This is a genomic window from Christiangramia sediminicola, from assembly GCF_031344135.1.
In the GTDB taxonomy this organism is placed as follows: domain Bacteria; phylum Bacteroidota; class Bacteroidia; order Flavobacteriales; family Flavobacteriaceae; genus Christiangramia; species Christiangramia sediminicola.
The window spans coordinates 387,146-408,910 of record NZ_JAVJIU010000001.1 but is presented as its reverse complement, the minus strand read 5'-3'; the positions used below and the strand labels follow the sequence as shown (position 1 = coordinate 408,910).

Genomic DNA, 21,765 nt, shown 5'->3' with positions numbered 1-21,765 from the left:
CTTACAGCTTTTTAAGTGCCAGTTTTATAATAGATTCTACGGTAGAGTCGGGATCTTCTTTCAGGATCTTTTCAACAACTTTGCCTGCCTGGCGTCTATTATATCCTAAGATCTCTAAAGCAGATAACGCTTCTTCCTTATTTGTATTGCTTTGAGACACAAAAACTTCATCCTCGCCAAGGATTTTTAAAACCTTATCTTTAAGATCGAGGATCACCCTTTGAGCAGTTTTTGCACCTATTCCCTTTACACTTTGAATTGTTGGCACGTCGCCAGAAGCAATTGCGTCTATTACTTCTTTTGGCTGAAGCGATGATAACATCATCCTGGCTGTACTTGTTCCTACTCCCGAAACTGAGATCAATAACCTGAATATCTCTCTTTCAGATTTTTCTACAAAACCATACAAGGTATGAGAATCTTCCTTTACCTGGAGATGAGTGTATAAGCTCACTGCCTCCGAGTCTGGAATTAATGAAAATGTGTGAAGTGAAATATTTACAGAGTAACCAATCCCGTTGCATTCAATAACAACATATGTAGGATTTTTTTCAATTAATTGCCCTTTTAAATGATGAATCATGAAAAAAACTTGTGTTCAATCTCAAATGTAGTAAAATAAACTAAAGGCAGAAATCTACTTTCTGCCTTTTAAATTGAGGGTTTATGTGTATTATTTTTTTAGTCTCTTTTCTTTCTCCTGGGCATCTACCACTGCAACAGCAGCCATATTCACCATTTCCTCAACACTTGCTCCCAGCTGCAAAATATGCACCGGTTTCTTCATTCCCATCATAATAGGACCAATTGAATCCACATTATTCAGTTCTTTAATCAGTTTATAAGTACTATTTGCTGAATCAAGATCTGGGTAGATGAGCGTATTTACTTTCTTTCCTGCCAGTTTAGAAAAAGGGAATTTACTCTGAAGCATTTCACAATTCAGGGCGAAATCTGTTTGCAGCTCACCATCTACATTTAATTCCGGATGAAATCTATGTAAATAAGAAACCGCATCTTTCACCTTCCTGGCTCTCGGGTCTTTTGACGAACCGAAGTTTGCATAAGAGATCATGGCGATCACCGGTTCCATACCGAACAACTGAACTGTACGAGCAGTCATTTGCGCGATCTTGGCGAGATCTTTTGCCGGCGGATCTATATTTATAGAGGTATCACTTATAAAAATAGGACCTCTTGAGGTATTCATTACGTTAGTCGCTGCAACTCTTGAAACTCCCTTGGCCATTCCAATTAACTCCAGCATAGGTTTTACTACTGTTGGGTAAGCACGGGAATATCCAGAAAGCAATGCATCTGCATCACCTTCATTTACCATCATCGCTGCAAAATAATTGCGTTCACGCATCAGCTTTTCTGCGTCGTACTTGGTAACACCATTACGATGTCTGGTTTCCCAGTATTTCTGAGCGTAAGCTTTCCTATGCTCTTCCTCTTCATCAGATTTTGGGTCAATGATCGCTACTTCTTCCTCTTCAAAGTCGATCTCTGCCATCAATTCTTTAATAACCTCACGTCTTCCAAGAAGAATAGGAACTCCAATCCCTTCATCACGTACAATTTGAGCGGCTTTTAGAACATCCAGATGATCTGCTTCAGCAAAAACAATACGTTTTGGATTCGTTTTAGCCCTGTTAAGCAACAAACGAGTGATCTTGTTTTCATTACCCATACGTTCCAGAAGCTCTTCTTCATAACGTTGCCAATCCTGAATATCCTGTCTGGCAACGCCACTTTCCATAGCAGCTTTCGCTACAGCCGGCGGAACTTTTGCTATAAGCCTTGGATCAAATGGTTTCGGAATAATATAATCTGCACCGAAGTTCAACCTCGTTTCGCCATACGCGATATTCACCTGCTCCGGCACTGCTTCCTTGGCAAGTTCAGCCAGGGCTTTTACTGCAGCCTTCTTCATTTCCTCGTTGATCTTCGTAGCTCTTACATCAAGGGCGCCACGGAAGATAAATGGAAAACCAAGCACATTATTTACCTGGTTAGGATGATCACTTCGGCCAGTCGCCATAATGATATCCTTCCTGGTTTTCATCGCCAGTTCATAATCTATCTCCGGATTTGGATTAGCCATCGCGAATACGATAGGACGCTTAGCCATGCTTTTCAACATTTCAGGAGAAACGATATCTGCAATAGAAAGCCCAACGAAAACATCAGCGTTTTTCATGGCCTCTTCCAAGGTATCTATTTTTCTTGCGGTAGCGAATTCAGCTTTTTCCTCGGAAAGATTTGAGCGGTCTTTTCTAATCACACCTTTACTATCCAGCATTACAATATTTTCAGCTTTGGCGCCGAAAGCCTTGTAAAGTTTGGTACAGGAAACTGCCGCCGCCCCCGCTCCACTAATAACGATCTTTACCTTTTCGATCTTCTTTTTAGCAAGTTCTAATGCATTCAATAATGCAGCAGCAGAAATAATTGCGGTTCCATGCTGATCGTCATGCATCACCGGTATGTCCAGTTCTGCTTTTAAACGCTGCTCAATTTCAAAAGCTTCAGGAGCTTTGATATCTTCAAGGTTAATTCCTCCAAAAGTTGGAGCGATATTCTTTACAGTTTCGATGAATTTATCTACGTCTTTGGTATCTACCTCAATATCGAAAACATCAATATCTGCAAATATCTTAAACAGTAGTCCTTTACCTTCCATTACGGGCTTTGAAGCCTCAGGTCCTATGTCACCAAGTCCCAGAACTGCGGTTCCGTTAGAGATCACGGCAACTAGATTTCCTTTAGTAGTATATTTATAGGCGTTTTCCTTATCCTTTTCTATCTCAAGACAAGGCTCTGCAACCCCTGGAGAGTATGCTAACGAGAGATCCCTTTGTGTAGCGTATTTTTTTGTTGGTACAACTTCAATTTTTCCTGGCTTCGGTTTCGCGTGGTAAACCAGTGCCTCTCTTCTCTTCCTGGAAGTGTTACTCATAATTATATTTTTTCAGCTGACTAGCAAAGTTAACAAGGTTACCGTCTTAAATAAAATAATAAAGACAAAAGCTTTCTGGTGGAGGCAAAATTTAAGAATCCTATTATTTTACCTAAATTCGAGTTCTAAACATACTTAATGAAAAAATTGTTATTACTGGTATTTCTTGCAATACCATTCACCCAGACTTTTGCTCAAAATTTATCCATTCAAAATGTAGACACCGCTCCCAAACTTAAAGCTGAATGTCTAAAAGATGATTCAACTGAATGCTTTGAAAAGTCTATCATGAATTATATCAGAACTAATTTAGATATCACCAAACTAGTGAATAATGAAGGAGGTACAGCTTATGCACAATTTGTTGTGACAGAGGAAGGAAAAATTACAGATATTAGAACAAGATCAACCTCCAAACCGCTTGAAAAAGAAGCTAAACGTCTAATTAAGAAACTTAAGATCAAGGAACCAGCGGTAAAGAATGGTGAAAATGTTTCAATTATATATACTGTACCTGTAACATTCCAAAAAAGACAGTTTAATAATTATGATGAATTTCTGGATAGTGAAACTGCAGGAAAAGAATTTATAGAGTTAACCGATGTATACAAGGCTCCCAGCCTTTCAGGATGCGAATCAAACAAAAACTGTTTAAAAGAAACAATTCAAGATATAGTGCTGAATAAATTAAAGGATGAAAAATTCAGTAGTGGCGAAATAAAATTATTAAATCTCAGCTTTGTAATTAATAAAGATTCTGAAATAACCAATATTATGGCAATGGTTCCGAATGCTGAAATGCAGAGAGTAACAAAATCGGTTTTAGAAGCTATTAAAATCGAAAGCCCAGGTTTAGATGAAAAGGGAAATGCTGTAGATGTACTACTGAAATACAAATTCAATAATATTTAATCATTTTTCAAAAAGCTAATATTTCTCTTTAAACCTTCGAATTTAGTTCTTTTCACCGCAGATTTTCTAAAGATCTCATTGAATGTTTCCCGAGTGATCTCCTCCCAGTCTTTCTTATCATTTGATAATAATTCAGGATGCGGATTAAATAAAGGCTCATTATGCGGTTTTGAAAATCGGTTCCAGGGACAAACATCCTGGCAAACATCACAGCCAAACATCCAGTCATCAAACTCATTTTTATAAGAATTTGGCAGCTCATCCTTCAGCTCGATCGTGAAGTAAGAAATGCATTTGCTTCCGTCAACTTTATAAGGTTCTACGATGGCATTCGTAGGACAGGCATCAATACAAGCGGTACAACTACCGCAGTGATCGGTTACGGGAGTGTCATATTCAAGATCCAGATCAACTATAAGCTCTGCAATAAAATAAAATGAACCGGTCTTTTTTGAAAGAAGGTTCGAATGTTTTCCTATCCAGCCGAGTCCGCTTTTTGCCGCCCATGCTTTATCTAAAACTGGTGCAGAATCTACAAAAGCCCTGCCATGAAAATCTCCAATTTCCTGCTGAAGGCTTTGGAGTAATTCTTTCAGCTTATCTTTTATTACAAAATGATAATCTCTGCCATAGGCATATTTACTGATCTTGTACGATTCATCATTTTGAAAATCTGAAGGATAATAATTGAGCAATAAAGAAATAACACTTTTTGAGCCGGGAACAAGTTTTGTTGGATCAAGGCGTTTATCGAAATAGTTTTCCATATAACGCATTTCGCCATGCATATTTTGATTTAGCCAATTTTCTAATCGCGGTGCTTCTTCTTCCAGAAATTCAGCTTTGGAAATACCGCAAGAAAGAAAGCCGAGGCGCTTGGCTTCGGCTTTGATTAAACTGGAATATTTTTGAGCTGATGTATTCAAAATTGAACTTTGATCAGCTAATTTAAAATTAATATTGGAGATTATTGCAGTTTAGGATTATATGGCGCAAAAACTCCATCCGGGTTTTCCAGACCTACCCAGGCATGTAAGGTCCATCCACCGGCGGTACAATTTAAACGCCAGTGATCCTGATCCCCCAAAAATCGATCGGTTGGCGGTGTATGATCTTCTTCCAGACCGCAATTTTTTACAGGAATTAAATATTCTGCAGCAACAAATTGCATCACACCGTTTTCATCCGGATGATATACCAGGATCTCTGGTTTTAAAATTTCGAAATTCATATCTACATACTCAAATTTCGCGTAATGTATTCCCATCCCTTCTACCAATGGACTTACTGCTACATAGCCCTGATCTACGGCCACATCAAAATTGTGAAATCTTCTCATGGCCTTGGTGAGCATTTCCAACTGATCTTCTACAGTCTCAGCTTTTTCAATTTTGAAATCATAACTTTCCAGAACCTCTTCTTCTAACTTATCGTTACTACAGGACAATACTGAAAACATAAGAATTAAGATCAACGAAGGCTTGATGAATTGTAATACTGCATTTTTCATTTTATAATATTAGTTGGTTAATAAATAGTTACATTTCCATTTGAATCTTCATATCATAGTCAGCAGCTTTTTGCAGCACATTTTGAATAATTTCAGGAGCTACAGATTTTTGCATCGCTTCAGGATCTTCTTCATCAATTCCATATTGCTGAAAAAATTCAGCGAAACCCTTCGGACTATGCACATTCACCCACTTACAAACCTTATCACCGGAATTCTTAAAAGTATGTAGCGTACCTTGAGCAATATCAATAGATTCACCTTCTCTTATGGTTTTCACCTCTCCATTAATGATAAAATCCATTTCTCCCTCAACAATTAGAAAGCTTTCATGATAATTTTCATGAAAATGAGGCGGTGGCCCCGGTACATTAGGTGCTGATTCACCCGTTGCTAAATCGTAATCCCCTGATAATTGATGACCTGAAACTTTATGCCCTAACACCCACATATTGAATATTTTAATTAAACTTATGAGATAATTGTCTCGTAAATATATTTTTAAATTTTCATTTCTCAAAATTTTATGAGACTTTTGTCTTATGAAAAAGAAATATTTAGGATCGGGACGAAAGAATCAAAAGCTCAAAACCAGGGATAAGATTCTTAATAGCACTCAGGCTCTACTTGAAAAGAAGAAGGATATAACTCTTGAAGAAGTGGCAAATCATGCGAAAATATCCAGAGCTACTATTTACCGATATTATTCAAATATTGATATTCTAGCTGCAGAAGCTATTCTGGATTTGAGCACCAAAAGTTCAGAAGAAATCATCGAGGAAGTAAAAGATCTGAATTTAAAAGAGGCAATTATGCATATTCAGAAGTATTACAACGATTTAGCGATAGACCACGAACCTGGTTTTAGAAAATATTTGAGTGTGACCCTGAATGCGGATCAAAATAATAAAATGCGGGGCGCTCGAAGAAAGAAAACTATTCTAATGCTTTTGCAACAAAGAGAAAAGAATATGCACCCAGATGAAATTGAAAAACTGGCTAACCTGGCAACTGTTTTAATGGGAATAGAGCCTTTTATTGTAACTAAGGACGTCTGCCATCTAAATAATGAAGAATCTAAAAAGGTTCTAAGCTGGGGACTTGAGCAATTCCTAGAAAAAATTATTGGGAACAGATAATCTATCGCTTTTCAAACTTTAGAATTGCATTTTTAGGTTTTAGAGTAATTAATGGTTTGATATCAATTTCTCCTGAAACAGATTGAAACTTAAATCTTAAGACAAGATCTGAAACTGCAATGATCATCTCAAACATTGCAAAGTTATTTCCTATACATTTTCGAGGTCCCGCACCAAATGGGAAATATTGAGACGAATATTTTTTTCCGCCGTCCTCAAAACGTTCCGGTAAAAATTCATCTGGCTTTTCCCATAAATCAGGATGTCTGTGTATTTCATGTACCGAAAAAAGTAAATTCTCACCAGGCTCTAGGATCTTACCATTGAATTCATCGTTTTCAACGTTCACCCTGTCTATAAAATATGCCGGAGGATATAATCTCATTCCCTCCTCGATCACCTGCTGGGTAATTTTTGAACGGGTAACCAATTCCATCAAGTCTGAAGTAGCTTTTTCAAGATCGTTACTTTCTTCCAAAATCTTTTCCTGCCATTCAGGATGAAGTGCCAGGAGCTGAGTAATAAAAGTTAGCGCATTAGATGTTGTTTCATGCCCGGCAGTAAAAAGTATCAATATCTCATCTATCAATTGCTCTTCATCCATAGAGTTTCCATCTTCATACCGCGCATCGAGAAGCATATCCAGCAGGTCATCATATCGTTCTCCAGAATCTCGGCGTTCCTGAACCATTCCTTTTAAAATCTCCCTGGCCTCAGCAGTCAATTTCAGGTAAGAGTCAATTTTACCACTTGCTTTGAACCACCAACCCAGATAAGGCTGTCTGAGTTCTTTAACGAGCATTTTCTGAGCAGATTCGGTTATATATTGCAGCCTATTGATCTCATTTTGATTTGCCGCACTACTGAAAAGTGATTTCACCACCGTTTGAAAGGCCAGATGATTAAAGATCGGAAAGATGTCTATCTCCTTATCAGTCTCAATTTTATCATACTCTGTATTGATAGCTTTTTTTATAGAATCTAAAAGATTTGCCAGATGCTTTTTATGAAAAGCAGGTTGAATAAGTTTTCGCTGTTTTTTCCAGTGTTCCCCATCTGAAGTTAGTAATCCTTTCCCAACATATTTCGCCAGGTCTTTGGTTTGAATCTCAGATTTGATATAATTTCGCTGGTTCTTCTGAAGCACATATTCCAGGAAACCGGCATCTCGGGAAAATATTACGGATTTACTAAAACCAATATTAAGCCTGAAACTATCTCCTTTTTCAGTAAAATTATTATGATGAAAAGGCAGCGGATTTTTGAGAATATTCGCTGAATGTTTTAAAAACCGAAGCAGAGATACTTCGGGTATTTTACCATAATCAGCCATAAATTATTGATTAAATAGTCCGCCCTGAGTACTTCCTTTTATCCTGCCAAGATGCTTATAAGCATGCTCAGTCACTTCTCTACCACGAGGGGTTCTGTAAATGAATCCCTGCTGAATTAGGAATGGCTCATAAACTTCTTCGATGGTTTCTGCGCTTTCACTTACGGCAGTGGCCAAAGTAGTGATCCCTACAGGACCGCCTTTGAATTTGTCTATTATCGTAGCCAGGATCTTATTATCCATCTCATCCAGACCGTGTGCATCCACATTCAATGCTTTCAATCCAAATTTGGCAATTTCAATATCAATTTTTCCATTTCCTTTGATCTGCGCAAAATCACGAACCCTGCGCAATAAAGCGTTTGCAATTCTAGGTGTCCCTCTACTTCTTCCGGCAATCTCAATGGCCGCATCCTGAGTAATAGGGACTCTCAAAATATCTGAACTTCTTTCAACGATTCCTGAAAGTAATTCGGTAGTATAATATTGAAGCCTGCTGGAAATCCCGAATCTTGCTCTCATAGGAGCAGTTAATAGACCTGATCTCGTGGTTGCACCAATTAGAGTAAACGGGTTCAAATTTATTTGAACGGTTCTGGCGTTCGGGCCTGTTTCTATCATGATATCGATACGATAATCTTCCATTGCCGAATACAGGTATTCTTCAACAATAGGGCTTAACCTATGAATTTCATCAATAAAAAGTATGTCTCTTTCTTCAAGGTTAGTAAGAAGTCCGGCAAGATCTCCCGGTTTATCCAATACAGGACCAGAGGTGATCTTAATACCAACATTCAACTCATTAGCCAGGATATGCGCCAGGGTGGTCTTACCAAGCCCCGGAGGCCCATGAAAGAGCGTATGATCTAATGCCTCTTCACGTAAGTTTGCAGCCTGAACAAAAACCTGAAGATTTTCCAGCACCTGCTCCTGACCAGCAAAATCATCAAAACTTAAAGGTCTTAATGCCCTTTCTATATCAAATTCTTCCGGAGAGAAATTGTCTCCACTCGCATCGAGGTTTTCGTTCATCATTTAAATAAGTTATCCGGATGAATATAAGAAATAATAGGTCAAAAACCGGATAGAAATTGAGAATCAAAGATAATTAAAAAAGCCTCTTCCGATTTGGAAAAGGCTTTTCTATATAGTGTTTAAAAAACTTCTGTTTAATGATTCAGCTCTTCTTCGCCATCCTGTAAAGGAGTGATCTGAGAAACGAAATCCTGACCTTTGATCACATACTCTCCATCTTCACCAGTCTTAGAGTAATCATATGCCCAACGGTAAACTGAAGGTATTTTTCCAGGCCAGTTTCCGTGAATATGCTCTACAGGAGTAGTCCATTCTAATGTATTTGATCTCCATGGATTCTGAACAGCTTTCTTTCCGAAGAAAATAGAGCTGAAGAAGTTGTAGATAAATACTAACTGAACTAATGCAGTGATAATCGCCGCAACCGTTATAATAACGTTCACATCTGCATAATCATCAAAGTAAGGGAAGCTAGTATTCGTATAATAACGTCTTGGAAGACCTGCTATCCCAATAAAGTGCATCGGGAAGAAAACTCCGTAAGCACCAACCGCAGTTACCCAGAAGTGGATATAACCAAGGTTCTTATTCATCATTCTACCGAACATCTTAGGGAACCAGTGATACACTCCGGCAAAAAGACCGTAAAGTGCCGAGATACCCATTACTAAGTGGAAGTGAGCTACCACAAAGTATGTATCGTGTACATTAATATCCAGTGTTGAATCTCCAAGAATAATACCTGTTAGACCACCTGTAATAAAAGTTGATACAAGACCAATAGAGAATAGCATTCCAGGATTCATCTGGAGATTACCTTTCCATAAGGTGGTGATATAGTTAAATGCTTTTACCGCAGAAGGAATCGCGATCAATAGTGTTGTAAAGGTAAACACAGATCCAAGGAATGGATTCATTCCAGAGATAAACATGTGGTGACCCCATACAATAGTTGAAAGGAATGCAATTGCTAATATAGAAGCAACCATCGCACGATAACCAAAAATTGGTTTACGTGAGTTAGTTGAAATAATTTCTGATGTTATACCAAGTGCCGGTAGAAGTACGATATATACTTCCGGGTGTCCAAGGAACCAGAAAAGGTGTTCGAACAATACCGGAGAACCACCCTGGTGACTCAATACTTCCCCTTTTATAAAGATATCACTAAGGAAGAATGATGTACCAAAACTTCTATCCATGATCAACAGTAAAGCAGCTGAAAGTAAAACCGGGAATGAAACCACACCGATAATAGCTGTTACGAAGAAAGCCCAGATAGTAAGTGGCAATCTGGTCATAGACATTCCTTCAGTTCTTAGGTTGATCACAGTAACAATATAGTTAAGTGAACCAAGTAATGAAGAAGCAATGAATATGGCCATAGAGACTAACCAAAGCGTCATACCTGTACCAGAACCACTAATAGCCTGAGGTAATGCACTCAAAGGAGGATAGATTGTCCATCCCGCCATTGCTGGTCCAGATTCTACGAATAATGAACTTAACATGATCACACTTGAAAGGAAAAATAACCAGTAAGATACCATGTTCAGGAATCCCGATGCCATATCACGTGCACCAATCTGCAACGGAATTAATAAGTTAGAGAATGTACCACTCAATCCTGCTGTAAGTACAAAGAATACCATAATGGTACCGTGAATCGTAACCAAGGCAAGATACATACTTGGAGTCATAACCCCGTCTGGAGCCCATTTGTCACCAAGTAAAGCTTCAAATACCCAGAAAGATTGTTCTGGCCACGCAAGTTGGATACGGAATAGGATCGACATCCCGATACCTATAATTCCCATAATTAATCCGGTAATAAGATATTGCTTGGCAATCATCTTATGATCCTGACTAAAAATGTACTTTGTTATAAAAGTTTCTTTATGATGATGTCCGTGATCGTCGTGGTGATCGTGTGCCGGTGCTGTTGCAATTGCTGACATATCTTTAATTCTTTATCTTAGTTTTGTTCGTTATCTACTACAGCCACTGCATCACTCTCCTGTGGCTCCTCTGTTCCGTTTTCCTGCTCTGAAGGCACTTCTTCACTTTCAGTTGCTTCTGAATCTTCAGAATCACTATTCTGATCTTCCATTGTGCTTCCAAAAGTTGGCTGCTCTTCAAGCCATGCATTGAAGTCTTCTTCAGATTCAACTATAATCTTCATTTGCATATTATAGTGAGCCTGCCCACAAATCTTATTACAAAGAAGGAAATAGTCGAATTCATAAGAATCTAAAGTAGGTTCTCCATTCGCTAATAGCTCTTTATTACGTTCGTTTCTTTCTTCATTTACACTCTTTACTTTATCAACCATGTATTCACTTTCTCTCATTTCTTCAGAAGTGATGGTTGGAGTAAATCCAAACTGAGTGATCATTCCTGGAACAACGTTCATCTGTGCTCTAAAGAATGGGAAGTATGCAGAGTGTAATACATCCTGAGATCGGAATTTGAATAAAACTGGCTTACCCACTGGTAAATGTAATTCGGTAACGATCTTATCATCTTCTCCATAAGAATCAGATTCATCTACACCTAATTGGTTAACACCTTCAATAAAACGAACATTCGCTTTCCCAAGAGTGTTGTCTTCACCAGAATATCTTGCTCTCCAGTCGAACTGATATGCATAAAGTTCAACTATCATAGGATCTTCATCTTCGTTGATATTCATGATATCACTCCAGGTAAATAATCCGTAGATAATAAGTCCTGCAAGAACAATTACCGGGATGATCGTCCAGATAAATTCCAGCTTATCGTTGTCTGCATAGAATAAAGCCTTCTGAGTTTTCTTCCCTTTGTATTTATAAGCGAAGTAATGCAATAATCCCTGCGTAATGATCTGAACAAACATGATCAGAGCGATAGAGATAAACATTAAAGTATCGTATTCACCACCATGTTCAGATGCTGATTCCGGAAGATAGAATCTACCGTATTCCCAGAAGCAGAAAATGGTAATTACATAAAGGAAAATTACGAAAGCTAACATCAATATCCCGTGCAGCTTGTTATCCTTATCATTTGCAACCTGAGAAGTATCGGCATCGTGTCTCTTAGATAACTGAAAGATCTTTGAGATCTGCCAACCTGTTACGGCCAGAAGTGCTAGTACTATGATTACTAAAAATACGGTCATTTTATAAGTTCTTCTTTAAACAATCAATCTTAATTAATAATGGTAATGCTTACTCTCCTTGATAAATGGATTTCCTTTAACCAATAAAGGTGCTTTTGTTAGCGCATTGAATACTATGAAGGTAAACAACCCACCAAATAACAATACGGCACTTATTTCAGGAATTCCAATAAACCATGACTCTCCAACGGTTGCAGGCATTACTAAAACATAAACGTTAAGGTAATGACCACAAAGGATCACAATTCCGGTCATGATCACGAACCAGTTAACTCTCTTATAATCGCTGTTCATCAATAATAGAACAGGGAAAAGGAAGTTAGTTACAAGCATTCCGAAGAATGGTAACTGGTAATCTTCCATTCTCTGGATAAAGTATACAACTTCTTCAGGAATATTTGAATACCAGATCAGCATGAACTGAGAGAACCAAAGGTACGTCCAGAAAATACTGATACCGAACATGAACTTAGCAAGGTCATGAATATGACTATCGTTCACAAACTCAAGGTAACTTCTTGATTTCAGGTAAATAGTTATAATAGCAATAGTTGTAATCGCAGATACAAATAAACTTGCGAATACAAACCATCCAAATAAGGTACTAAACCAGTGCGGATCTAAACTCATGATCCAGTCCCAAGACATCATAGATTCAGTCACTATGAAGAATACAAGAAAACCTGCAGCCAGTTTAAAGTTCTTTTTAAAGTATACGTTATCTGTTGCATCATCCATCTTGATAGAGTTCTTTCTTAATAGATGTCTGAAAAAGATCCAACCTCCAAGGTAGATCGCAGCTCTAATAAGGAAGAAAGGCACATTTAAATAGGCCGTCTTCGCCTGGATGATCTCATCGTGTGCTACTACTTCAGGATCCATCCACACAAACAAGTGGTTTAAATGAAGCCCTGAAAGCACTAATAATACAAATACAATAATCCCTCCAGGTAAAAGGTAAGCTGTAATTGCTTCCATCACTCTGAAAAGTACCGGAGACCATCCTGCCTGTGCAGCATATTGTATTGCATAGAAAGCAAGAGCTCCTAGAGATATCATAAAGAAAAAGAATGCAGCTACATATAATGCAGCCCAAGGCTTATTCTGTAATTGGTGTAAAATGTGTTCGTAATGCTCGTTATCATGAGCCCCCTCTTCACCATGAGCAGCTTCAGCACCATGCTCTGCAGATGCCTCTTCGTGTGTTCCGTGCTCGTCTTCCTGTGCATGAGAAGCAGCCGCATCAGATTCCATTTCAGCGTTTTCACCTCCTGGAAGCTGTTCAACATTTACCTCATGAGTATTTTCTTCACCATGTTCACCATGAGAAGCCATCATTTCTTTGACATCCTCTACGGTTTCCGGTGCGGCGATGAATCCATAAATGAGACCTATTGCGCCAACAATCATACAAATGATTGCCGTTAATTTTAATTTACTGGATAGCGTATACATATCGATAGATCTAAATCTTTATTCTTGAGTTTCGGTTTGGTTGTTTGCAGTTTCCTGCCCGTTTTCATTGTCCTGCATAGACTCTTCCTCACCTGCATCTGGAGTTACCTCTGCATCTGCTCTGGAAGGTAGAAGCTGAGTTTGTTCCTCAGTTTCTTCTTCATATTCTCTTTCAGGCTTTCCTTCCAACTTATCTTTAAGGCTCATCACATAGTGATCTATCTGCCAACGTTCTTTAATAGTCGTTTGAGCAGCATACGATCCCATATTATTGATCCCGAAATACATTACGTGGTAAACACTACCTTCAGTAATTGCACGTCCTGCATCGTCATAAGATGGTATACCTAGAATCTTTTCACGTTCAGCAAGAATTCCTTTACCGTCTCCTTTATCACCGTGACATACTGCACAATAAATAGTGTAAAGTGACTTTCCTTCTACCAGGTTATCCTGGGTATAAGGAAGTGGATTCTTAAGATTTGCTTTTGCTTCTGCAGATCCTTCCGGAGTATTTTCATAATCGTAAGGCATCCAACCACGAGGCACAGTACCTTCTACAGGTAATTTAGCTTCCTGACCGTTCTCGAAAACGTCGTACTCACCGTAAGCTTCGTAACCTACCGGCTCATACATATCTGGCATGTACTGATAGTTTGGATCCTCCTTGTCATGGCAGGAAACAACTGCAAAGCCAAGCAGACAAAATCCTATAGTTTTATGGAACAAACTTCTCATTATCACTATTTATTATTCTATTAATTTAATTTCAGATGCACCAGTTTGATATAAAAAGTCGGTTAGGTCATCTATATTATGATTGGCAGCATCAACCTCCATCAAGAACATATCATCTGTAGTTCTTACATCTGGGTTTTCAGCTTTTTTGAATGGCCATAGTTTACTTCTCATGTAGAAAGTGATCACCATAAGGTGAGCTGCGAAGAATACCGTTAATTCGAACATAATTGGCACGAATGCCGGCATGTTCTGGAAAAAACTGAAACTTGGCTTTCCACCGATATCCTGTGGCCAGTCTTCTATCATGATAAAGTTCATCATAGCAACTGCTACAGATAGTCCAACTAAACCATACATGAATGATGTGATAGCAAGTCTTGTTGGAGCAAGTCCCATTGCCTTGTCAAGTCCGTGCACCGGAAATGGGCAATAGATCTCACCAATATGATAGCGTGCTTCGCGAATCTGTTTTACGGCTTGTAAAAGCAGATCGTCATCTCTGTAAATAGCGTGTAAAACTTTAGATGCCATCCTGATTATTTATTTTTTAGTTTGTTTGCCTGAGCAACCCATCCTTCTCTATTCTCTTCGATAGGGAAGTTTTCGATCACTTCATCAAGCAATTCAAAATCCTGTTCTGTTAATTTGCTTACCTGATCAAACAGATAGATACCAACCTGATGTAAGTGCTGCTGAAGTAGCGGTCCAACATTTTTCAGTTTTGTTAGATCATTAGCATCCTGAGTTTTCGGATCATAAGTTCCAATTCTGGAAAGCATTTCGTCAATACGGTCTTTCATCACTTCAGATACAACCATACCATCTGCATTCACAGTCTCTTCGTGAACGTGATCTGCTTCAGTTCTTTTAGTATGCTCCGTATCTTCTATCTTATTATGAATTCCGGTCTCCTCATTCATTTTTGGATCACGACCTACAGCTTGCGGATCATAATGCAGAACATCATCTCCATGTTCAGCTCTAAGTTTCTTATACTTTTCTCCTGAAGCCTTCAAGATAGTCTTCACCTCTGCCTGTGCGATCACCGGGAACGAACGTGCATAAAGAAGGAACAATACAAAGAAGAATCCAATAGTTCCGATGAAAATTCCAATATCTACAAAAGTCGGAGAGAACATAGTCCAGGAAGATGGAAGGTAATCACGGTGAAGCGAAGTCACGATAATTACGAAACGTTCAAACCACATACCGATGTTCACAACGATCGAGATAAAGAAAGAGAACATGATACTAGTACGTAGCTTCTTGAACCACATGAACTGTGGAGAGAACACGTTACAGGTCATCATACTCCAATATGCCCACCAGTAAGGTCCGGTAGCCCTGTTAAGGAATGCATACTGTTCGTATTCAACACCAGAATACCATGCAATAACCAATTCGGTAATGTAAGCAGTACCAACGATAGAACCCGTAATCATGATTACAATGTTCATCAATTCGATATGCTGAATAGTAATATAGTCTTCAAGATTAGAAACCTTTCTCATGATTATAAGCAAGGTGTTTACCATCGCAAATCCAGAGAAGATCGCACCCGCAACGAAGTAAGGAGGGAAAATGGTGGTATGCCATCCCGGTATTACCGAAGTTGCGAAGTCAAAGGATACAATGGTGTGTACAGAAAGTACCAGTGGAGTTGCAAGACCTGCAAGTACCAGAGATACTTCTTCAAAACGTTGCCAGTCTTTAGCACGTCCACTCCATCCAAAAGATAATATTCCGTAAACTCTTCTAGTGAAAGGCGTTATTGCTCTATCACGGATCATCGCGAAATCTGGAAGTAATCCTGTCCACCAGAAAACAAGTGATACAGAAAGATACGTAGAGATCGCAAATACATCCCAAAGAAGCGGTGAGTTAAAGTTCACCCAAAGAGACCCAAACTGGTTAGGAATTGGAAGTACCCAATATGCCAGCCATGGACGCCCCATGTGAATTAATGGGAAAAGACCCGCCTGCATTACAGAGAAAATGGTCATAGCCTCTGCAGACCTGTTAATCGCCATTCTCCATTTTTGACGGAACAGTAAAAGTACCGCGGAAATAAGTGTACCGGCGTGACCAATACCTACCCACCATACAAAGTTGGTAATATCCCAGGCCCAACCTACTGTTTTGTTTAATCCCCAGGTACCAATACCTGTAGAAATAGTGTAAACTATACATCCAACACCCCAAAGAAAGGCAACAAGTGAGATAGCAAAAACTATCCACCAGGTTTTATTAGCCCTTCCTTCAACCGGAGCAGCAACATCCACAGTCACATCGTGATAGCTTTTGTTCCCGGTAACTAGAGGCTTTCGTATAGGTGCTTCGTAATGAGACATATCCTTATCTGATTGATTCTTAGTTATTCGTTAATTTAAGCTTCGGTTGTATTTCTAACTTTTGTCTGGTACATCACGTTTGGTTTTGTACCTACATACTCAAGCAGATGATACATCCTGTCATCATTTTTCTTTTCTAGAACTTTCGAGTCCTCGTTATTCACATCTCCAAATACCATCGCACCTTTATCACATGCAGCTGAACAAGCAGTCTGGAATTCACCATCTTTAATTGTTCTACCATCACGCTTAGCGTCAAGAATAGTTTTCTGAGTTTTCTGAATACACATAGAACATTTCTCCATTACCCCTCTAGAACGTACAGTAACATCTGGGTTAAGCACCATTCTTCCAAGGTCATTGTTCATGTGGTAATCAAATTCATCGTTCTGCGCATAGTTGAACCAGTTGAAACGACGAACTTTATAAGGACAGTTGTTTGCACAATATCTTGTACCAACACATCTGTTATAGATCATTTGGTTCTGACCCTGCCTACCATGTGAAGTAGCCGCTACAGGACATACAGTTTCACAAGGAGCATGGTTACAGTGCTGACACATTACAGGCTGGAATACAACCTGAGGATTATCAGCTGGCTGCTCTAATTCACCAAATTCTGAAAGTGAACTTCCAAGCCCACCAATATTTTCTTTTTTCTCAAGGTCGCTAGTGAAAGAATCTTCAGAAGAGAAATAACGGTCAATACGCAACCAGTGCATATCTCTAGATTTTCTCACTTCTTCTCTACCAACAACAGGAACGTTGTTTTCAGAATGACAAGCGATCACACAAGCACCACAACCTGTACAGGCGTTAAGGTCTATACTTAAGTTGAAGTGAGGACCAGTTGATCTGTCAAAACTTTCCCAGATATCAACATCTGGAGAAGTCACCGGAGTTTCCTGGTGATCTAAAGAAACTTCAGGAACGTGGTTCCAAACGTGAGCATCTTTAGTATTGAAGATCTCAAGGGTAGTTTCCTTGATAATATCACCTCTACCCATTAAGGTATTATGCAACTGCACACATGCAAATTCATGCACACCTGCAGCTTTTTCAATCTTAACTTTTTGAACTGAACTGAAGTTCTTATACAAAGGATAAGCATTCACCCCTGTTTGCATTTCAGACTGAATACCAGCTTTTCTACCATATCCAAGCGCAAGACCTACAGATCCTTTCGCCTGACCAGGCATAATGTAAACAGGCACATTCTGAACTACAGTATCACCTACGCTTAGGTTCACATAACTTCCGTTAAGCCCACCGTTGGCAACATTTTCATTCTCAAGACCTAATTCTTCAGCATCAGCTTTAGAAACAGTTACGTAGTTATCCCAGCTCGCTCTTGTTAGCGGATCTGGTAATTCCTGTAACCATGGGTTGTTAGCCTGCTGACCATCACCAATAGCCGTATTGGTATAAAGGGTCAACTCATAACCATCACCTTCCATTTCATCCATATTGAATGAAACAGCAGAAGAAGTTGAATTTCCAGGGTTAGTTACAGTAACCGGAGACGATGCTTCGAAAACTCCATCATGAAGTACTTCATTCCAGCTTCTATCTCCCAGTCCACCAGACCAGGTCTCTTTAATATATTCGTTATAAGACATATTATTATCTGTCCATCTCAGAAGTATCTCCTGGAATTGTCTGGTATCAAATAATGGTCTTATAGTTGGCTGCATCAAGCTGAATGATTTTTCAGAAAACTGAATATCACCCCAGCTCTCCAGGTAATGAGGAGTAGCAGCAACGTATTTACTTAATTTTGAAGTCTCATCGGTTCTGGTAGCAAAATCAACTACAGTTTCAACCTTCTTAAGACCTTCAGCGAATTCCTTTCCGTTTGGCAGAGTATGCACAGGGTTAAGTCCAGCGATCAATAAAGCACCAACACTACCGTTATTCATATCTTCAACCAACTGAGCAACTTCAGCAGCGTTACCCTGACGGATAACTCTTGCATTTGAAGTATCCATCACCTGGCTACCAAGAGCTTCGTTAATTTCTAATGCCCATGATTGAGCTTCCTCATCTGGAATTCCACAAACTACAACAGCACCGCTTCCAGCCTGTCTTAGTTGTCTTGCAGCCTTCACTACAGCGTCATCTATATTTGCAGGAAGTTCACTTGTAGAAGATCCTCCAGCTACATATCCTCTCAATGCTGAAAGAACTGCTTTTTGCTGAGATGGCTTTAATGGCACACGCTTATCTGCGTTTGCACCGGTTAGAGACATATTAGACTCAAACTGAATATGACGAGACATTTCGCCATTTTCAGGAATTCTTGTTTTTGCGAAAGCAGAGTCAAATCCTCCACCTTGCCAGTCAGCAAGAAAATCTGCACCTACACCAACTACCGTTTTCACTTTCGAGAAATCATAGTTTGGCAAAGCACGTCTTCCGTACTTAGACTGAAAAGCATTCAGAGCAGCATCTTCTGAAACCGTATCATACACTACGTGACGTACGTTTCTATATTTTGAAGAAAACTCCTGAATTAATTTTGAAGTCGAAGGACTTGCAAATGTCTGCGTAAGAAGAACAATATCTCCACTTGCATTATCCAGCGCAGAACCAACCTCACGGTCAAATTCTTCCCAGGAAACATTTCTTCCCTCGATCATTGGGCGTTTCACCCTTTTTGTATCGTATAAAGAAAGTACCGAAGCATGAACACGTGCGTTAACACCGCCTTTGAACTTCGATAGATCATTATTCTCAATTTTTATTGGACGACCCTCACGAGTTTTCACCAAAACGCTTGCGAAGTCGAAACCATCAGCAATCGTAGATGCATAAAAATTCGCGATTCCCGGTACAATCCTTTCAGGTTGCACAACGTAAGGAATAGACTTGGTCACAGGGCCTTCGCAGGCAGCCAGTGATGCCGCTGCTGTACTGAATCCAACATACTTAAGGAAGTCTCTTCTTGAAGTTTTTGAATCTCCAAGATTCTCTTTATCCCCAAGGAAGTCCTCTACCGGGATCTCCTCAGCAAATTCCTTTTGTTGGAGCGTCTCAACAACAGAGCTGTTTTCATTTAGCTCTTCAACACTTTTCCAGTATTTCTTGTTTGATGACATATTATATCTAGATATTAGCTTCTTATATTATACCTGAACTTCAGGATTTTAATAGTGACACTTACCACATTCCAATCCGCCCATCTGAGCAGCAGTAAGTTCTTCTACACCATATTTTTTAGACAACTCCTCGTGGATCTTTTCGTAATACTCATTACCCTCGACCCTGATATTGGTTTCACGGTGACAGTTAATACACCATCCCATAGTTAAAGGAGCGTTTTGATATACAATTTCCATCTCTTCAATAGGCCCGTGACATTTCTGACACTCGATACCCGCTACACTTACGTGCTGAGAGTGGTTAAAGTATGCGAAATCTGGAAGGTTATGAATACGAACCCACTTAACTGGTTTCTCTTCTCCAGAATAAGTTCTGGAAGCTGGATCCCATCCGGCAGCAGCGTATAACTTCTGGATTTCTTTATCGTAAAATTCTTTTGAATATTCTTCTGTAGCAGTTTCAGGAGCAACTTCTCCAATTGCTTTGTGACAGTTCATACATACATTAAGAGAAGGAATCCCTGAATGCTTAGATGTCCTTGCTGAAGAGTGACAGTACTTACACTCGATCTCATTATCACCTGCGTGAATTCTGTGAGAATAATGGATTGGCTGAATTGGTTGATACCCTTTATCAACTCCAACCTGCATTAAAAATCCGTAGGCAAAGTAACCAACAGCTAAAAGAACCATTATTGCACTTACAAGTACCAGGAACTGATTTTCAACAAATGCTTTATGAATTGGTTTTCTTTTCGGCTTTTCAGGAATTACAATTCCGGAAGCATCTGCGAAATTTCTAAGCGTTTTATTAACTAGAAATAAAACAAGAAGTAAAATAGCAAGTACAAAAACAAGTATCCCCAGGATCACATCTGTAGAAACTCCACCAGAACCACCAGATGTACCAGCTTCTCCGGCAGTACCACCAGCAGCCGCTTGAGGCTCAGGTTTTGGCTGCTCAACATAAGCAAGGATATTATCAATATCTCCATCTGACAATTGAGGAAAAGCAGGCATTGCCGTTTGACCCCATTCTTCATAAATAGCATTCGCTTCAGAATCTCCACTTGCGATCAAAGCAGCTGAGTTTTTCACCCACTCATGGATCCAGGACATATCGTGTCTATCTGTCACACCATTTAAGGCAGGACCAATAGAATTAGAATATGGTTTATGACATGCAGCACACAAAGAATTAAATAACTCTTTACCTGCAGCTGGATCACCTAAACTTGAAGCCGCAGCATCTGTAGCAGCAGCCTCCTGACCAGCTTGCGCCTGAGCGGTCGTATCTTGTGCCGCCTGATCTTGCGAAAACCCGGATACGGTGAATGTAAATAAAAATGCTACGCTTAATAGTAGTTGTCGCGAAGTTGAATGGCGGAAAATCACCTTTTTCATATTATAAGTTCGATTAACGTCTAAACTTTGGTACGGTTTTTACACTCAGTATTTTAGGGCTAAAAACCTAAAAAGGTACCTTTAAATTCAGGCACAAAAGTAATACTTATAGACGATTTTAGGAATGTTACATAAGTGTTAATAGGTAATTTATATTAGTTCTAAATAATAAATTACAACCTGTTTAAGTTATTTAATTTTACATTTGTCAAAAAGCCAAAATATTATGAGAAAAACAAATTCTGCTTTCCTACTTATTATCGCTGTTTTTCTATTCTTTTCCAATACAGAAATGAATGCGCAACAAGGTAATGTTCAGATTCAACAAAACAAAAAGATAGAAAAATTAATGGAAGTGAAGTCTGAGCTGAATAAAAACAACAAGATAGGTGACCGTTTTGTTATCCAGCTTTTTTACGGAGATAATGGAGAGGCAAGTGAAGTAATTCAGAAATATAAAACTTTATACCCTTATCCTTCTCAGATCACCTATGAAGCTCCAAACTATAAGGTTTGGGTAGGAAACTTCAGAAGTCGCCTGGAAGCAGACAGAGCTCTTCTAAAAGTGAAAGAAAACTTCCCGTCGGCTTTTATTCCGAAGCCACAGAGAAAGTAAAATTTAGTTTTAATGCATAAAAAAAGCGACTTATTTCTAAGTCGCT

General features: G+C 39.1%; 18 protein-coding genes. 3 read left to right on the top strand and 15 right to left on the bottom strand.

Translation table 11 applies throughout. From position 1 onward, the window contains the following. Position 1: 1 nt before the first annotated feature. Positions 2-583 (bottom strand): Holliday junction branch migration protein RuvA, encoded by a 582-nt coding sequence (ruvA, locus tag RE431_RS01915; RefSeq protein WP_309560267.1) that lies wholly within the window; start codon positions 581-583, stop codon positions 2-4. Between the two features lie 90 nt (positions 584-673). Beyond that, complete coding sequence (locus tag RE431_RS01910) at positions 674-2,962, bottom strand: NADP-dependent malic enzyme (protein ID WP_309560266.1); 2,289 nt, start codon at positions 2,960-2,962, stop codon at positions 674-676. 138 nt (positions 2,963-3,100) lie between these two features. On the opposite strand from RE431_RS01910, the gene RE431_RS01905 reads away from it, so the two are divergent. Next, positions 3,101-3,874, top strand: a complete 774-nt coding sequence (locus RE431_RS01905; RefSeq protein WP_309560265.1) for an energy transducer TonB — start codon at positions 3,101-3,103, stop codon at positions 3,872-3,874. Here the strand turns inward: RE431_RS01905 and queG are convergent. From queG to RE431_RS01890, 3 genes are read right to left on the bottom strand one after another with little or no spacing between them, the layout of a single operon-like run. Then, positions 3,871-4,800, bottom strand: a complete 930-nt coding sequence (gene queG, locus RE431_RS01900) for a tRNA epoxyqueuosine(34) reductase QueG (protein ID WP_309560264.1) — start codon at positions 4,798-4,800, stop codon at positions 3,871-3,873. The two genes, RE431_RS01905 and queG, sit on opposite strands and share 4 nt — an antisense overlap. Positions 4,801-4,841: 41 nt before the next feature. Then, positions 4,842-5,384 (bottom strand): hypothetical protein, encoded by a 543-nt coding sequence (locus tag RE431_RS01895; protein ID WP_309560263.1) that lies wholly within the window; start codon positions 5,382-5,384, stop codon positions 4,842-4,844. A 28-nt stretch (positions 5,385-5,412) separates the two neighbouring features. Then, positions 5,413-5,835 (bottom strand): cupin domain-containing protein, encoded by a 423-nt coding sequence (locus tag RE431_RS01890; protein ID WP_309560262.1) that lies wholly within the window; start codon positions 5,833-5,835, stop codon positions 5,413-5,415. Between the two features lie 91 nt (positions 5,836-5,926). Between RE431_RS01890 and RE431_RS01885 the strand changes: the two genes are divergently transcribed. After that, positions 5,927-6,523 carry a TetR/AcrR family transcriptional regulator gene (locus RE431_RS01885; RefSeq protein ID WP_309560261.1) on the top strand — a complete coding sequence of 199 codons (597 nt, stop codon included), beginning with the start codon at positions 5,927-5,929 and terminating at the stop codon, positions 6,521-6,523. A 1-nt stretch (position 6,524) separates the two neighbouring features. Here the strand turns inward: RE431_RS01885 and RE431_RS01880 are convergent, their stop codons facing one another. The 10 genes from RE431_RS01880 to RE431_RS01835 form a co-directional block, all read right to left on the bottom strand. Further along, positions 6,525-7,856, bottom strand: coding sequence for a cytochrome P450 (locus RE431_RS01880; protein WP_309560260.1), 1,332 nt, complete (start codon positions 7,854-7,856; stop codon positions 6,525-6,527). A gap of 3 nt (positions 7,857-7,859) precedes the next feature. After that, a complete protein-coding gene (gene ruvB / locus RE431_RS01875; protein ID WP_309560623.1) occupies positions 7,860-8,888 on the bottom strand; it encodes a Holliday junction branch migration DNA helicase RuvB in 1,029 nt (342 codons plus the stop codon). Between the two features lie 137 nt (positions 8,889-9,025). Then, a complete protein-coding gene (locus RE431_RS01870) occupies positions 9,026-10,849 on the bottom strand; it encodes a cytochrome c oxidase subunit I (RefSeq protein WP_309560259.1) in 1,824 nt (607 codons plus the stop codon). 17 nt (positions 10,850-10,866) lie between these two features. Next, positions 10,867-12,051 (bottom strand): cytochrome c oxidase subunit II, encoded by a 1,185-nt coding sequence (locus tag RE431_RS01865; protein ID WP_309560258.1) that lies wholly within the window; start codon positions 12,049-12,051, stop codon positions 10,867-10,869. Between the two features lie 33 nt (positions 12,052-12,084). Further along, positions 12,085-13,506, bottom strand: a complete 1,422-nt coding sequence (locus RE431_RS01860) for a quinol:cytochrome C oxidoreductase (RefSeq protein ID WP_309560257.1) — start codon at positions 13,504-13,506, stop codon at positions 12,085-12,087. 18 nt (positions 13,507-13,524) lie between these two features. Continuing rightward, a complete protein-coding gene (locus tag RE431_RS01855; RefSeq protein ID WP_309560256.1) occupies positions 13,525-14,244 on the bottom strand; it encodes a c-type cytochrome in 720 nt (239 codons plus the stop codon). A 12-nt stretch (positions 14,245-14,256) separates the two neighbouring features. Further along, positions 14,257-14,778 (bottom strand): DUF3341 domain-containing protein, encoded by a 522-nt coding sequence (locus RE431_RS01850; RefSeq protein WP_309560255.1) that lies wholly within the window; start codon positions 14,776-14,778, stop codon positions 14,257-14,259. Positions 14,779-14,783: 5 nt separating this feature from the next. Further along, on the bottom strand, positions 14,784-16,598 hold the full coding sequence (nrfD, locus tag RE431_RS01845; protein ID WP_309560254.1) for an NrfD/PsrC family molybdoenzyme membrane anchor subunit: 1,815 nt from the start codon (positions 16,596-16,598) through the stop codon (positions 14,784-14,786). A gap of 35 nt (positions 16,599-16,633) precedes the next feature. After that, positions 16,634-19,696 (bottom strand): TAT-variant-translocated molybdopterin oxidoreductase, encoded by a 3,063-nt coding sequence (locus tag RE431_RS01840; protein WP_309560253.1) that lies wholly within the window; start codon positions 19,694-19,696, stop codon positions 16,634-16,636. A 48-nt stretch (positions 19,697-19,744) separates the two neighbouring features. Next, positions 19,745-21,103 (bottom strand): c-type cytochrome, encoded by a 1,359-nt coding sequence (locus RE431_RS01835; RefSeq protein ID WP_309560252.1) that lies wholly within the window; start codon positions 21,101-21,103, stop codon positions 19,745-19,747. Positions 21,104-21,329: 226 nt separating this feature from the next. On the opposite strand from RE431_RS01835, the gene RE431_RS01830 reads away from it, so the two are divergent. Continuing rightward, positions 21,330-21,719: an SPOR domain-containing protein gene (locus tag RE431_RS01830; RefSeq protein WP_309560251.1), complete on the top strand. Its 390-nt coding sequence runs from the start codon at positions 21,330-21,332 to the stop codon at positions 21,717-21,719. Positions 21,720-21,765: the final 46 nt, after the last annotated feature.